The following is a 13,848-nucleotide window of genomic DNA, read 5'->3' as shown; positions in this document are numbered from 1 at the left end:
CGAGTCACAGTACAGCTTTCCGCGTATCGCCCGTGGCAGGGATACTCTTTCTTTCCGTGTCCCTCGGACCGATCATTGCCGCATTCGGTGATGTTTCGAAAGAGGCTGGAGGAGAAATGAGCCCAGTTCAAGCAGGTCGACGGCAAGTTCGTCCTGCCGGCCGCTTCAGCACCTCATGCACCCAGTTCCGGATCGAGCGCCGAGGTTGGTTCGTCGTGGACGCGGTGGGTCATGTGGACCTTGGCGAGCATCTCCAGCGCCAGCTCCTTCGCTTCCCTGGCGGGAAGCCCGCGCACCTTGCGCACGGCGATCGCGACGTTCTCCGTCACCGAAAGATGCGGCCAGAGATTGGACAGCTGGAAGACCATTCCCATTTCGGCGCGTTGCGGGGCGAACGGCGATCGTTCATCGGCCGGCCGCGGTTGACGCCGATCCGTTCGCCATCGAGATGGATTTCCCGGCGCTCGGCTCCTCAGGCAGCGCAGGCAGGTGGCCTTGCCCGAGCCCGAGGGGCCGATCAGCGCGATCTCTGGCCAGCGGCCATCTCGAAGTCGATGCCTTTCAACACTTCCATCTGCTCGTAGCTCTTGCGCAGGCCCGTCGCCAGATCGGGACGATCGACCGTATGTGTGAAGAAGAAGCGCAGCGCCGACACGATGCTGTTCATCCTCGGCACGGGAACACCGTCGTCCTGCTGCTCGATCTGGAACCGGCGCAGGTCGTCGGTGGTCGCTGTGTCTGGTGAACGCCCGAGGAACGTCGCCAGGCGTCCGATGTCGCCCAGATAGTTGCGCTGCGTCTCCCGTGAGAAACGCCGCATGTTCATGTCGTCGATCAGCCGCTGACGAAGTGGACTGATAGGTGCATCAAGAACAGGATAGGCATGGTCAGGCTCCTTGTTGAAGAAGCCCGTGATGCTCTGCCGCTGCCGAACCACCCTCAATGCGAGCGCGACGTCCGGCTCGTGATCTCTACCTCACCCCACGCGCCCATCCCGCGCAGCGGGTTCGTTCTTCGGGCTTCAATTCGGTCATCTCGAACATTCATTGGGAGGGCAGTCCCTTGAGGCTAGCGGACGACGATTGGTGAAGCTCGGAATGCGGCGATAACGCGGTAAGCACTCGTTTTGGTCTGCCGAAATGACAAACAAGGAAGCGGTGACTTCTTCCGAATATCTGCGCCATTTCAGACTTCACAGCCACGATCAAAACCTGACGACCAGCGAATGTCGGTTTCAGTGGCTGGCCGTCCCCGCAAACACTTTCATCATAAATCAATAACCGTCCCGGTCTAACCGGGGCGGCCTTATTGTTTGATCGATACGCGATCGAGCAAGTTAGGACGCCCAGGCGCGATGTATCGCGCCTTAGGCAGCGGCAAAATCGGATTCCTGTGTCGGATGGCTCCTGCGCCAAGCCCCGGGTGAGTAGCCAGTGATCGTTCTGAAGGCACGCGTAAAATGGCTCTGATCGGCAAATCCGTTGGCAAGTGCCACTTGAGCCAGCGCGTCGCTTGTTTGAAGCAGCGCTTTTTGTGCTTCTCGAATCTTCGCGGCAAGATACCAGCGATGCGGCGACATTCCTGTAGAAGCCTTGAAAGCACGAGCAAAATAGCCCTCGGAAAGTCCGATCATATCGGCCAAGTCCTTTAAAGGGATGGCTCTGGGTAGACTCTGCTCCATGAGCACGGTCACTCGGCGGAGCCGTGCGGGGGCAAGTCCACCCCGTTTTTCCTCCTGCCCTCTCAAGCCGAACAGATTGTACGATATCGCCAGGGCGAGGCTATCTCCATAGAGGCGATCATCTGGGTGGGTGTGAATGCAGGCATCGGCCAGCAATTCAACCAGAGCCAGGAGGCGGTTGTCGTGGAACATTACACGCGGCGTAAGGCGGGATGTAAACTCGAAGGCTTCACCGAAGTGTACCGCCAGTTCAGGAAGATCGAAATCGACGACCAGCCGGCGGAGGTAGTGGCACTGTCGGGTAAACTGCCAGAGAGGTACCCCGGCTGGCACGAAGGTGAGATGTCTGACAGCCCCTCCCGCGGAGGGAGGCATGGACTGGGTCGGGCAGAAGGGCGTCAGAAGCATTTCCGCGCGGCCGCCGATCTGCTCCAGGATCGCGGTCAGTCGCGGCCGGTTTGACCCTAGGTCCTCCAGATGCCGACCGGGACCATGCAGGTGGGCGACTTCGACACTAACGCCGGTCAAGCATCGCATCTGTCTGTGCGCAACCCTTTTCTCGGCGGCTGCCATGAAGCCCGTCGTCGTTTCGCCTAAACGATCGGTCGTTTGACTGTTCACCGGTTGTCCCTCGCGGCAGCACAACGTCCCTGCAATGCCGATAGGATGCACTTCGCGGAGGTCTCGCGAAATTGGTGAAGCGGTGGAATTTCCGATACTTCCAATGGCCCGGCGTCGACTCATACTTTCGAACGAAGCCCGCAAGCGCAGCCGGGACGCCGACAGAAGCGCGAGAAGACCTTGAGCCTGTGATCTGCTAAAGCTGAACCAGACCCCGCCGGCTGGCGACGGAGATCGCTTCGGTCCGGCTTAGAACATTGAGCTTGTTGAAGATGCTGCGTAAATGCGACTTCACAGTCGTTTCGCTGATGTGCAGATTTAGGCCGATCTCCTTGTTCCCCTTGCCTTGCGCCAGCAGCGTCAGCACGTGCATCTCGCGGCCGCTGAGTTCTTCGCTGCTGACGGCAGCTGCAAGCTTTGCGACCAGCAGCGACGGGATACAGATTTCGCCTGCATGAACCTTGCGAATGCAGTCGAGTAGATCTTCCCGCTGAGCGTCCTTCAGCAGGTAGCCACGGGCACCGGCTTTGATGGCGCGGGAAATCTCATGGTCCGTGTCGAAGGTCGTCAAAACGACAACGCGCGCAAAAGGATCCTGCTGCCTGATTTCGCCCATTGCCGCGACACCGTCGAGAACCGGCATACGCAGGTCGAGCAGCACGACGTCAGGATGCTGCTGCCGCCAAAAATCGACGGCATCACGGCCGGTTGCGGCTTCCGCGACAACCAGCATGTCCGGCTGACGGCCGATAATTGCCGCCAGACCTTCGCGCACTGTTACGTGGTCGTCAGCAATTAGAACCCTGATCTTGGCGGCTGGCGTGTTTTCGGGAGCAATGCTCATGACGTCAAGCCTTCTGCGATGGCAAGGTGATGCGCACGGCCGTGCCCTTCGCCGCTGAGCTTTGAACAACGAGCCGACCGCCTATTCTTTCGACCCGCTCCCTGATTCCAAGCAAACCGTATCCATCATTCTTGCTCGAAGGATCAAAGCCGCGTCCGTCATCGGTCAGATCAAGGCAGACTTCTCCCGGTAAAAAGATCAGCTTGGCGACAACCAGTTTCGCCCGTGCATGACGCAAGGCGTTCGTAAGGATCTCCTGGCCGATACGAAACAGATTCTCTTCCGAATCGGGAGGCAGTGATCGTGGTGCGCCAAGCACCGCGAAATCCAGTTTCAGGCTCGTTCCTGCGTCATCTTCGTGAATAACTCCGCCAGCGCTCCGCTGAGATTGCTGTCGGCCAATGCCTGCGGACGCAACGCGTGTACTGAACGCCGGGCTTCGTTAAGACTTTCGCGAGCCAGGCGGCGGGCGCGGTCCAGATGCTCTCCAGCTTCCGCAGAAAGCCCCCGCAGGTTTGCGTCCTCGGCGGCTTCCAACTGCACGATCACGCCCGTCAGCCCTTGGGCAAGAGTGTCGTGTATGTCGCGAGCGATGCGATTGCGTTCCGCGATCACGGCCGTTTCGCGGGTCTGAGTGGAAAGGCGCGCGAACTGGATCATCAGCATCACTTGGTTGGCCAAAGCCTGAGCAAGGTCCATCTCCTCCGTGCCAAACACCCGTTTCTCGACAAAGCGAAGACCGATCGCCCCTTCAAGATGGCCAGCGACGAACATTGGCACCAGCAACACAGTGATAATGCCCATCGGCAGCAGACGATCGCGCAGAGAAAATGCCGGGACCGTGCGGATGTCTTCAATGAGGCTGGGCTTACCCGTACGAAAGACCTCCGGCCAAGGCCAGCGCTCTTCCATCGGCAGCCATTTGTCCATTCCGGCGAACCGCGGATCGGCGCTGGTTACCACCCGGCCCTCTTCGAAGGCCATCTCGATGCCTATCATTCCAGTCGCGGGATCCCGTCGCCAGACGCTGATGCTATGAGCTCCGAATTGCTCGGTGATGATGCGCAGCACGTGTTCCACCAACTTGTCGGCGACGGGTTCCATCGCCAGTGCATCGAGCGTGCTCTTGAGTGCCTCGGCCTGGCCACGCGATACATTTTCTGAAGCACTGAGCGCCTGCTCTACGCGTTTACGCTCTTCGATGTCCGTATTCGTGCCGTACCATCGAATCACGGCGCCCGACTCGTCGAGTAGCGGCGCGCAGCGCAATAAAAACCATCGATACGCGCCGTCGAACCGGCGCATCCGCGCTTCATGCTCGTCTGGACGTGCCGACTTGATGATCTCGCCCCAATGTTCGATTAGGCCGGGGAGATCCTCCGGATGGATGACGCTTACCCAGTTCCAGCCCAACCCCTCCTCCATGCTGAGCCCGGTGTAGGCACACCATTGGCTGTTCAGAAATTCGACCGAACCGTCCGCTCGGCCGAACCAGATCAATCCGGGTGTCGTATCAGTCGCCAGCCGGAAGCCCGCCTCCCACTGCCGCCGGTCCGCATGGATACGAAGTGCCTCCTTCTCTTCGGTGAGCTGAGCTGAAATCTTCCGGCTGGCATCGAGCTCGCTCCTCGCATGGGCAAGTTCTTGCTCGAGCAGTTTCAGCTTCGCGCCAGCATCGTCAACCATTCCCCCACTTCTGTCCATGACGCGCCCTCGACCGTGGGACAACAGCCTATCACCCTTGGTTTTGCTCGGAACGAAAAAATCGTCCGCGCGCAAGGGCGGCGCGAGAAAAGGGCTGCTTCCTTCAATCCAGGTCAGATTCGAGCAATCCAATAGGAGCACGAAACCTATTGTTCCCGAGGCCAGGTCGTCAGCCGGGCCGACACAGCTCGGTTCACATGCTCAAAGCTTCGGGAGAACAACATGCTCAAGATAGTGATAGCGGCGTTAGGCGTGATGCTTCTTACGTTGCCGGCGTCGGCTCGGATTGTCCCCTTTCCGTCTGAATTTAAGGCGCAGTCGATCGACACCAACGGCACCAGCCTTTACGTCCGAGTTGGCGGCAAGGGGCCTGCGGTGCTCTTGCTGCACGGCTTTGGCGACAGCGGCGACATGTGGGCGCCGCTCGCCGCCAGGCTGATGAAGGACCATACCGTAATCGTGCCGGACCTGCGCGGCATGGGGCTCTCGGCCCATCCAGATACCGGCTACACCAAGAAAAACCAGGCGCTCGACATTGCCGGCATCCTGAATCATCTGAAGATCGACAAGGTGGATCTCGTCACCCACGATATCGGCAACATGGTCGGCTATGCCTTCGTCGCCCAGTATCGCGACCGCGTCATACGCTGGGCCGTCATCGATGCGCCGCTGCCAGGCATCGGCGATTGGGAAAACATCATCCGCTTGCCGCTCTTGTGGCACTTCAACTTCCGCGGCCCCGACATGGAGCGATTGGTTGCGGGCAGAGAGCGCATCTATCTCGATCGCTTCTGGAATGAGCTGTCGGCGAACCCCAAGGCCATCGATGAAGCGACCCGTAAGCATTATTCGAAGCTCTACGCCCGACCGCGTGCTATGCACGATGCCTTCGAGCAGTTCGCCGCGTTCAACCAGGATGCGGCCGACAACAAGGAATTCGTCGAAAAGGGCGGCAAGGTTGCCATGCCGGTGCTGGCGCTGGGTGCCGAAAAATCCTTCGGCGCGGGTCAGGCGGATGTTCTGCGCTTTGTCGCAACCGATGTGACCGCCGAGATCATACCCGGCTCCGGACATTGGATCATGGAGGAGAATCCCGACGCCACGATAAAGCTGGTCACGGATTTTCTCGCCAGATAGCTGCCCGGCAACATGGCCAAGTACAGCACCTGAAGCCACAGACCCATGGCAAGCCGACCCACGCGCAATCCAGTCGAGGACCACCTCTTAACACCCAGCAACTGCGCCGTCGTGATCATCGACTATCAACCGGTCCAGGTAACCTCCGTAGTGTCAATGGACCGGCGGACCCTTGTCAGCAACATTGTAGCGCTGGCGAAGACGGCGAAACTCTATGATGTACCTGTCGTGTTGACGACAGTGAACGTCAATACCGGTCGCAACCAGCCTCTCATTCACCAACTGCGCGACATCTTCCCGGCCGTTGAAGCGATCGACCGCACCGCGATTAATGCATGGGAAGACAAGGACTTTGCCGACGCTGTCAGGGCAACCGGCCGAAAGAAGCTCGTTATGGCCGCTCTCTGGACCGAGGTCTGCCTGGCCTTTCCCGCGCTCGATGCATTGCGCGACGGTTTCGAGGTTTATGCAGTGGTCGATGCCGTCGGCGGCACCTCCATGGAGGCACACCGGGCCGGGCTCGAACGCATTCTGCAAGCAGGGGCGGTGCCCGTCAGCTGGGTTCAGTTCGCCTGCGAACTGCAGCGCGACTGGCTCCGCGAAAAGACGGTTCCGGCCTTCGCGGAAATCGTCTTCGCGGTCGAAGGACATTGAGCCGATATCTCCGAAAGCCTCAGCTTCGCGCTCGACGGGAGAAGAAAATGAACCAGGAAGTCCTCAACCCCGTCGATGATCGCTTCGAGAGCCGCGGCGGTTTGAAGATAGCTTTTCGGTCGTGGCGCCCATTCGCCAATCCGAACGGCGTCGTCGTTATCGTCCCCGGGTTCAATTCGCACAGCGGCTACTATGGTTGGGTGGCCGAGCAGTTCATAGGCGACGGGCTGGCCGTCTATGCCGTTGACCTGCGCGGACGCGGCAGGTCGGATGGCGAGCGCTTCTGTGTCGACAGTTTCGACGACTATGTGAGCGACGTCGCGGGTGTCGTGGAGATCGCCAAGTCGCGGGAGCCCGGTCTGCCGGTGTTTCTGCTCGGACACAGTGCAGGCGGTGTGGTCGCCTGCCTCTACGCGCTGGAAAACCAAGCTGGGCTGGCGGGGCTGATCTGCGAGAGCTTCGCGTTCCAGGTGCCGGCGCCCGACTTCGCCCTTGCGGTGCTCAAGGGGCTTAGCCACATCGCGCCACACGCGCATGTCTTGCACCTCAAGAACGAGGATTTTTCTCGCGATCCGGCCGTCGTCGAGGCTATGAATGCCGATCCACTCATCGCCCATGAAACCCAGCCGACCAAAACAATTGCCGAGATGGTTCGCGCCGATGAGAAGCTCAAGGAGCAGTTCCCACTGATTAAGCTGCCCTTGCTCATCCTCCACGGCACGGCCGACAAGGCGACGAAACCGAGCGGCAGCCAACTCTTCTATGACACCGCCGGCGCCGTCGACAGGACGCTGAAGCTGTATGACGGCCATTTCCATGACCTCCTCAATGACAAGGATAAAGAGGTGGTCATGGCCGACATCAAAGGTTGGGTCGACGAACGTCTTTGAAATCGATGATCAACCTCAGGCGCCGGCGATCAGCGCCCGACTGTCCGGACATGGAGATTCGTCCCTCACTCCCAAACGGCTCGGCCTGCGACAGCAGAAGTTCGAAAACCGTCACTCCCTTCCGGTCGCCGCTAACAAGGAGATCATGCGAGCGTGACAGAGCCATGATCCGCTCACGAACCTGCCGCTCGAAAGCTGTGGGATTGCGCCGCTTGTTGGTTTCCCTGATCATCGAGGAATGACGCAATATTGGTTTTTTGACCCGGTGGTTGACTTCGCGAATCAACATTCGAATGCGATGCTCGTGCTCCTTCGTTGCCGTGATATCCCGGGCGACTTTCGATGCGCCGATAATCTGCCCGGCATTTTGCGCACGGGCGATCGTCAGCGAACCGCGCGCTGCATGTGGTGAAGACGCTACGTTCAACCCACGTAGATCGAAATGCAAAGATATTCTGGAACGTCGCACTGCGGACCTCACTCGAGGCCTCACCGCGTCGAGCGGATATGTTTGTGAACCGCCGGGTCGGGTCTGTGGAGCAGCACCCGGTTCCGGCCGGATTGCTTGGCCAGATAGAGTGCGGCGTCCGCTTGACGCTGTAACTGCTCCGGTGAAATGGCCTCGTCAGCAGTCTGAACTGCCACGCCAATGCTGAGTGTGACGCTGCGCGAGACGCGGGATCCGGGGTTGGGCAAAGCGGCGGCCTCAATGCTCCTACGAACCCGCTCAGCTACAGAGACGGCCTCTTCCTCGGTTACCCCGGGCAGGAGCACGAGGAACTCTTCGCCACCGTAGCGAGCCACGCAATCACGATCGCGCCTGATGTTCTCCTGAATAATATTGGCGACCTCCACCAGACAGCGATCACCCTCGGAATGGCCGAGGTGATCGTTCAGCTTCTTGAAGTGATCAATGTCGCACATCAGCATTGCCGCACCGTCGAGGCAACGTTTGTCATTTCCCCACAGGTGGTCAAGCGTCTCAGTCATCCAGCGCCGGTTGGCGATGCCCGTGAGCGGATCGGTCTTCGCCAGCAATTCCAGTCGATCATTCGCTTTAGCCAATTCGGCGACCCTGCGCCGGTCGCGTAGCTCAAACAGGAAAGTCTTCTGAGCGAGAATTGTGATGATGCGCCGTGCTGCGACCGTCGCGAAGATACCGCTGGCGAAGAACAGCGTTCCAGCGACGGCGCTCCCATGCTCGATGGCCGGATTCTGCACCTGAAATACCAGATACAGTCCGAGCGCCAGCGCGGCAATCGCGACCGTCCAGGCCAGCGGGATGCCGAAGATGATGATGGCTGTGATGGCCACGAACAGCATGACGTTCAATTGCCGTTCATAGAACTCGCCGCCAGCGCTTACGCCGACCAACGCAACCGACAACAAAATCAGTAACATACCTACAATCAGTGAAGCCCCTTCGAACCAGGAGGGGCGCGGCTTTCGCCATGCTAGAACCACTGCGACGACGACGGGCGGGATGATAGCTCCAGGCAGAAGCATAGATTGCGCGATTGCGCTTGGGAGCATCAGCATGTTGAGCGCCAGCGTCAGCAGATCCAACAAGGCCACCCAGATCATCCAGGCACGAATGATCTTCGCCGTTTGCGGCCAGACTCGTGCTCGAAACAGACGCTTGATTTCACCTTTGAGGCGGATATCGCGCGTTCGGTGCGCCAGAAGCCGGTCAACTTCAGCAGTTAGGGCAGGGTCATCCTGCGCATCGAGGTGCATGAGGTCTGACACAGTCGAGAGGCCTTGCGCTTTCTCCTAATCACCCGTTCGAACCCCACCCTGGGTCCCGCAAATTCCCAGCCTGTCAAATTATCCTGAAGATTTCATTTCTAGCCATGACGTATTCCAAGAACCTGGGTGGCCGGAATTCTCCGGGTGCCATCGCGGATCGGCTTTGAAAAGATACTGATTGCTTTTTGTTCCGCCGAGGTAGAAAAAATTCGGGTGCTTGGGTTTGGGATTTCAGTGGTGGGGATTCCCATTGGTGATCGGCCGCGTGGTCAAACTGTGGAGTTGGTTCGACAACTGCTCGCCAACGTCCGGCCCGGCGATACGATCTCCATTAAGGACACTATTTGGACCATCCGCGAGCGTGATCCCCACCTAATTGAGACGGATTGCGAGCTAGTGGACCTGATAGTCTCCGACGCGGTATGTCTTGGCGCTTTCGTCGCATTCGACAGCCATGAGTGATGCGACCACAACGGCGTCCTTTTCCAGCCGGTCTCGGTAAATAATCAGCACGGGGGCGTCCGCTGTGAGACAATGTGCAGCCGCTAAAAATCTGCTCGAATAGTCTAAGCGCGGACCGAAATGGCCCGTGGCCGTGAGGGCATGTCTCGCCGAATTAAGCTCTGATGAGGTAGCGCGGTCATCGTGGGCCGCAGCCACGGAGGGAATCTTGCTGGAACCTCGATGGAGCGACTTACCTCGAGGTGGGCTTAGCATCAGCGGAACCATTGGGCGATTGAATCCTTCTCCTGAAAAGGAGAGTGTTCGTGAAAGACGCCGAAATCGATTTAACGGAAGCGGGCTGGTTGCTGGCCGTTCCAGTATCCCTCGCGGTGGTCATTTTGGTGGCCGGGTTGGTGTTGAGTTGATGGCCCACAAAGCTCGACCACACACTCCTAACCTGACGACGCTCGCTGGCCGTCAGAGGAACCAAAGCCGCGCTTGTGTAGCAGTTCAGGACCACGGTGGGCGCTACCGGCGTGCGTTTCGGCATTCTTCGGATCGGGCATCAGCTTCGCTGCAGAACCAGCGCTCCCCGCTGCCAGTGGAGATCGCCGTTCGATCATAAAACTGGGAGATGTCGTGCTCGGCCTCAGCCGCTGGGAACTTCAACACCGGCGCTGGTTAGAAAGCAAACAGGTGCCAAGAAATGCCGCGCGGGCTACGTCAGAACGATCGAGTTGCCGAGTTGCTGAGGGGCCAGTTCTCCAACGAGGCGGTCCGGAGACATTTGCTAAGCCTGCCGATCTTTCGCGTTGAAAGGTGGCTTCCTGGTCGAGTTCAAAGACTCCTAGATCGTCTAGCACGGAAAGACGGCAGCGGGCCAAGGACGTAAGCTGAGGGCCCTCGTCTCGCAATCGGACGAACACCGATAGACGCACCCAATTCAGTTCCGCGCAACATCTGCCGATTGCGTGCGTTCTTTAGACTGGAGAGCTGCAGCCGATCTGCCGTCGGCCTCATGCGCTGACCAGTCGGAGGCGACCAGAATGTCCAAATTCAAAGAGGCCCTTGAGCGGGGCAAGAAAGCTCACGATCAGCAGGAACAGACAGGGGATGGGAATACCCCAAAGGTGGACTTTGGCGTGCAAGCCAGAGCTTGGCTAACGGATGTGGTGGTCGCGTCGTTAGAAGCGGCCAAGGCAGATGTGGCGGCAGAGGTGACGATCGATATAGAGAGCATGCCACGCCGCGACGTTAATGCCATAGCGCCCTCTGTCAAATTTCGAATCTACGCGAATGGCGGCGTGGAAAAGAACCACACAAGAGCGTTCAGGGTCAGCGTTTCGATAAGTGGCGAGGTGTCAGTTTCTGCACCCGGGATGGTGGCGGAAGACATAGGGCACATTGGGGATAAGTCCGACCAAAGATTCCGCCACCTGCTGGCGAAATTGATCGAGGACGTGGCCAAATCCGCTTAATGGGGACGCGGCGCTCCGCGTCTGCGGCGCGACTGGAATCCGAAGTTCGTGATCAGCTATATTTCGAAAGCCGTGGCACTAAGCTCTCTTGGCAAACGGAGCTTTGAAAGCGATCTCCACAAATCGTTCTCGTCGAGAACACTATCAAAGGCTGCAATCACTTCACAGGCAAGGCATTCCCTCTGCTCCTCGTCTTTGAGGGCCGGACGTCGCTCACAGTTGGTCGAACATCCTCTGAAGGATATCGATATCAGAAGGCGCGTATATGCCGCTGAATTTTTTGGCCAACCTGCGCGACGGCAAAAGCATCCCAGGTCAAGGTGGTTGCGGACGGGGGCAAGGAGACCAATCTGGCGCTCTCCCTGAACGGCTTCCCCAGCGCGGTCCACAGGACGGGTACACTGCTGAAGTGACACCGTCGTGCGAATCCCCACGCCTTGCACGGGCATTTCACGTCGGAAAGGGCCATTTATCAGATCTCCTTTGGCTGTCCCGATACCAAAAGGATGTCCATTACCAACGGAAATACCATCCCCACCCGCCGTTGGACCAAATGCGCTCGAAACGGCCCAACCGCGCTTAAATTCGCGAACTGACCCGAAAAGACCAACAATTTCAGCCGTTTACAGAGGCTGCGGCGTAGAAGCTTCAGCGAAAGGGACTATCAGGAGAAGAGGGGATGGTGCCCAGAGGCGGATTCGAACCACCGACACGCGGATTTTCAGTCCGAGCAGAGTCCTTGTAGCGCAAGACGTTCGGCGCGCCATGTCGCGTCTATGTCGCGTTGCGCTCAGTTGAAGCCATAAATCAACCAGTAGCCGATCACCCAGATGAGGACGCCAAAACCAAGGAAGGCGAACACTCCCCTAACTAAAGTTTCGAAAGGGCTTCTCATGCTAGAAATGACCGTTCGGCCGCCGCCATTTCGTCTGCATCGTCGCCACGCGGGAACAAGTGCCCGTAGACATCGGCCGTCATTGTCACACTTGAGTGGCCCATGCGTTCCTGGACCACCTTCAGAGGAAGCCCGAGGCCGCCGTCCTGTGGCCGGTTGATGCACCATGAAGCGTAGAAATGCCGGAGCGCATGCATGCCGGTATATTTCGCGGCGATAATCGGATTGCCATCTTCATCGTTTTTGTCCGTCGCCACGCTGACGCCGGCCGCGATCTGGACCGGGATCAATCCGCGGTTGATGATGTTGGCGAGACTCTCCACGTTGCCACTGCCGTTGGCGAAGACGAGATGTGACTGCCTTGCGTCTTCGCGGATTGGTTTGTTGTCGTCATCTTTGCCGACAATCGGCCGGCTATAGGCAAGCTTCCATTCCTTCATTGCGTTGACCACCATGGGCGGAATCGGGACCGTCCGTTCTCCAGCTTCCGACTTCGGCTTGCCGATATCGTTGAAGCGATCGGCGCGCTGTTGAACGCGGACTTCGCGCTTGTCGAGATCTACGTCCTGCCAGCGAAGGCCACGTAACTCCGATGCCCTGAGGCCGGCAAAGATGGCGGTGAGAAACAATGGCCTCCAGCGCCCTTCCAGGGCGGCTACAATGGCCTTGACCTCTTCCCGGGTCGGAATGTCTATCCCTACCTTCAGGCGGCCCTTCTGGCGCCTTTCGTGGCGTCTGTCCTTGCCCTTATGGCGTGAGCGGCTTTTCTCTCGAACGGCATTGCGAGAGACGAGCCCGCGCTCCTGCGCGTCTGCCAGAAGCGAGCCGAGGCTGATCAGCAACTTGCGCACCATCGCAGGCGATCGTCCCTTGAGCCGGAGATCATCCTCAAACGCTCTGATGGTCGGGACCGAGAGTTTGGAAAGCAGCGTGTCGCCGATCAGTGGGACAATGTGGAGATCGAGGTGCTGCCGGTATTGATTGACTGTTGACCGCTCCAGGCCGGCAGCTTCCGCGCTGGCTATCCAGAAGGCGCCGGCCTCCTTCACCCTGGCGCTGGCGCTGTCGGCAACATGCACACCTTCACGGACCTCAACCTTGGCCGTGGCGGCAAAACTGTCAGCCTCCTTTTTCTTGGCGAATGTCTTCAGCCTGCGAACGCCCTTGGCATCGGTATAGTCGACCACCCAGGCAGTTTTTTCCTCGCCCTTGCCATTGGTCCATGTGCGCTTACGGATGCTCATTTTTTATCTTCCTCGAACGGATCGATGAGCTTGGTAGTGTCACCAGTGCGCTCGAAGACTTCATGTTCTTCGTCGTCCATGCGGTCAGTGTAGCGCAATCGGCTGTTCTCGATTTCCGCCTGTTGCCACTGCTCAAGAGCTGTTTGAACCTGACCGCGAACGTCCTCGTCGACTTTCACTCTCCCGTTTGCGACGTCGACCAGGGTCGAGAATAGTTCCTCTGAAAACCGTCCGAAGAATTCGGCCGTTCGCCCTTTTCGCAGGATCGAGATGACGCCCAGCAGCTCGGAAAGCTTTTCCTCGATAGAGGCTGGCGCCGGGAACTCCCTTTCCAAAATCCTTACGATCTCTTCGTTCATCGATCGTCCAAACCTCTCGGCATAGGCGCGAATCCGGTCACGCAGCCCAGGAGGAAGCCTCAACTGAAACTGGTCAGACTTGGTGCGGCTTGGAGGCATGGGATCACTTTTCCTGTGGTTGTCATAGCCATTGGCTATTATTCAGCTT

15 protein-coding genes are annotated in these 13,848 nt (G+C 58.6%); 5 read left to right on the top strand and 10 right to left on the bottom strand.

The window, feature by feature from the left end:
- Nucleotides 1–173: 173 nt before the first annotated feature.
- The 6 genes from CK219_RS05430 to CK219_RS05405 all read right to left on the bottom strand — a co-directional run bounded on the left by CK219_RS05430 (nt 174) and on the right by CK219_RS05405 (nt 4,832).
- Nucleotides 174–476 carry a hypothetical protein gene (locus CK219_RS05430; protein ID WP_245340419.1) on the bottom strand — a complete coding sequence of 101 codons (303 nt, stop codon included), beginning with the start codon at nt 474–476 and terminating at the stop codon, nt 174–176.
- A 41-nt stretch (nt 477–517) separates the two neighbouring features.
- Nucleotides 518–937: a phage integrase N-terminal SAM-like domain-containing protein gene (locus CK219_RS32065; protein WP_245340418.1), complete on the bottom strand. Its 420-nt coding sequence runs from the start codon at nt 935–937 to the stop codon at nt 518–520.
- 429 nt (nt 938–1,366) lie between these two features.
- A complete protein-coding gene (locus CK219_RS05420) occupies nt 1,367–2,302 on the bottom strand; it encodes an AraC family transcriptional regulator (protein ID WP_176476940.1) in 936 nt (311 codons plus the stop codon).
- A gap of 196 nt (nt 2,303–2,498) precedes the next feature.
- The gene (locus CK219_RS05415) at nt 2,499–3,146 is read right to left on the bottom strand and encodes a response regulator transcription factor (RefSeq protein ID WP_095765745.1); all 648 of its coding nucleotides are present in this window, start codon (nt 3,144–3,146) and stop codon (nt 2,499–2,501) included.
- 4 nt (nt 3,147–3,150) lie between these two features.
- Nucleotides 3,151–3,465 (bottom strand): ATP-binding protein, encoded by a 315-nt coding sequence (locus CK219_RS05410; RefSeq protein ID WP_176476939.1) that lies wholly within the window; start codon nt 3,463–3,465, stop codon nt 3,151–3,153.
- A gap of 14 nt (nt 3,466–3,479) precedes the next feature.
- Entirely contained in the window at nt 3,480–4,832 is a 1,353-nt protein-coding gene (locus CK219_RS05405; RefSeq protein WP_176476938.1) for a histidine kinase, read from the bottom strand.
- Nucleotides 4,833–5,072: 240 nt separating this feature from the next.
- Between CK219_RS05405 and CK219_RS05400 the strand changes: the two genes are divergently transcribed.
- The 3 genes from CK219_RS05400 to CK219_RS05390 all read left to right on the top strand — a co-directional run bounded on the left by CK219_RS05400 (nt 5,073) and on the right by CK219_RS05390 (nt 7,531).
- Entirely contained in the window at nt 5,073–5,987 is a 915-nt protein-coding gene (locus CK219_RS05400) for an alpha/beta hydrolase (protein WP_095765742.1), read from the top strand.
- Nucleotides 5,988–6,098: 111 nt separating this feature from the next.
- Nucleotides 6,099–6,641 (top strand): hydrolase, encoded by a 543-nt coding sequence (locus CK219_RS05395; RefSeq protein ID WP_318012139.1) that lies wholly within the window; start codon nt 6,099–6,101, stop codon nt 6,639–6,641.
- Between the two features lie 47 nt (nt 6,642–6,688).
- On the top strand, nt 6,689–7,531 hold the full coding sequence (locus CK219_RS05390; RefSeq protein ID WP_095765740.1) for an alpha/beta hydrolase: 843 nt from the start codon (nt 6,689–6,691) through the stop codon (nt 7,529–7,531).
- On the opposite strand, the gene CK219_RS32060 is transcribed toward CK219_RS05390, so the two are convergent.
- Nucleotides 7,503–7,958, bottom strand: a complete 456-nt coding sequence (locus tag CK219_RS32060; RefSeq protein WP_348628329.1) for an HWE histidine kinase domain-containing protein — start codon at nt 7,956–7,958, stop codon at nt 7,503–7,505. The two genes, CK219_RS05390 and CK219_RS32060, sit on opposite strands and share 29 nt — an antisense overlap.
- A 62-nt stretch (nt 7,959–8,020) precedes the next feature.
- On the bottom strand, nt 8,021–9,268 hold the full coding sequence (locus tag CK219_RS05380; protein ID WP_095765738.1) for a diguanylate cyclase: 1,248 nt from the start codon (nt 9,266–9,268) through the stop codon (nt 8,021–8,023).
- A gap of 138 nt (nt 9,269–9,406) precedes the next feature.
- Between CK219_RS05380 and CK219_RS05375 the strand changes: the two genes are divergently transcribed.
- The gene (locus CK219_RS05375) at nt 9,407–9,742 is read left to right on the top strand and encodes a hypothetical protein (protein WP_245340405.1); all 336 of its coding nucleotides are present in this window, start codon (nt 9,407–9,409) and stop codon (nt 9,740–9,742) included.
- A 1,028-nt stretch (nt 9,743–10,770) separates the two neighbouring features.
- Nucleotides 10,771–11,202, top strand: a complete 432-nt coding sequence (locus CK219_RS05370) for a hypothetical protein (RefSeq protein WP_141245302.1) — start codon at nt 10,771–10,773, stop codon at nt 11,200–11,202.
- Between the two features lie 891 nt (nt 11,203–12,093).
- On the opposite strand, the gene CK219_RS05365 is transcribed toward CK219_RS05370, so the two are convergent.
- Both CK219_RS05365 and CK219_RS05360 read right to left on the bottom strand, forming a co-directional pair.
- Nucleotides 12,094–13,341 carry a tyrosine-type recombinase/integrase gene (locus tag CK219_RS05365; RefSeq protein ID WP_095765736.1) on the bottom strand — a complete coding sequence of 416 codons (1,248 nt, stop codon included), beginning with the start codon at nt 13,339–13,341 and terminating at the stop codon, nt 12,094–12,096.
- The gene (locus CK219_RS05360) at nt 13,338–13,799 is read right to left on the bottom strand and encodes an Arc family DNA-binding protein (protein ID WP_095765735.1); all 462 of its coding nucleotides are present in this window, start codon (nt 13,797–13,799) and stop codon (nt 13,338–13,340) included. The genes CK219_RS05365 and CK219_RS05360 overlap by 4 nt, the downstream gene beginning before the upstream one ends.
- Nucleotides 13,800–13,848: the final 49 nt, after the last annotated feature.

The sequence above is a fragment of the Mesorhizobium sp. WSM4313 genome, from assembly GCF_002294725.1.
Taxonomy (GTDB): domain Bacteria; phylum Pseudomonadota; class Alphaproteobacteria; order Rhizobiales; family Rhizobiaceae; genus Mesorhizobium.
The sequence above is the reverse complement of the archived record's forward strand: the minus strand, read 5'-3'. Positions and strand labels throughout refer to the sequence as shown.

Coding starts and splice junctions, on each gene's coding strand:
- CK219_RS05365 (WP_095765736.1), bottom strand. CDS start 13,341: ATGAGCATCCGTAAGCGCACATGGACCAATGGCAAGGGCGAGGAAAAA.
- CK219_RS05400 (WP_095765742.1), top strand. CDS start 5,073: ATGCTCAAGATAGTGATAGCGGCGTTAGGCGTGATGCTTCTTACGTTG.
- CK219_RS05415 (WP_095765745.1), bottom strand. CDS start 3,146: ATGAGCATTGCTCCCGAAAACACGCCAGCCGCCAAGATCAGGGTTCTA.
- CK219_RS05380 (WP_095765738.1), bottom strand. CDS start 9,268: ATGCACCTCGATGCGCAGGATGACCCTGCCCTAACTGCTGAAGTTGAC.
- CK219_RS05405 (WP_176476938.1), bottom strand. CDS start 4,832: ATGGTTGACGATGCTGGCGCGAAGCTGAAACTGCTCGAGCAAGAACTT.
- CK219_RS05370 (WP_141245302.1), top strand. CDS start 10,771: ATGTCCAAATTCAAAGAGGCCCTTGAGCGGGGCAAGAAAGCTCACGAT.
- CK219_RS05390 (WP_095765740.1), top strand. CDS start 6,689: ATGAACCAGGAAGTCCTCAACCCCGTCGATGATCGCTTCGAGAGCCGC.
- CK219_RS05360 (WP_095765735.1), bottom strand. CDS start 13,799: ATGCCTCCAAGCCGCACCAAGTCTGACCAGTTTCAGTTGAGGCTTCCT.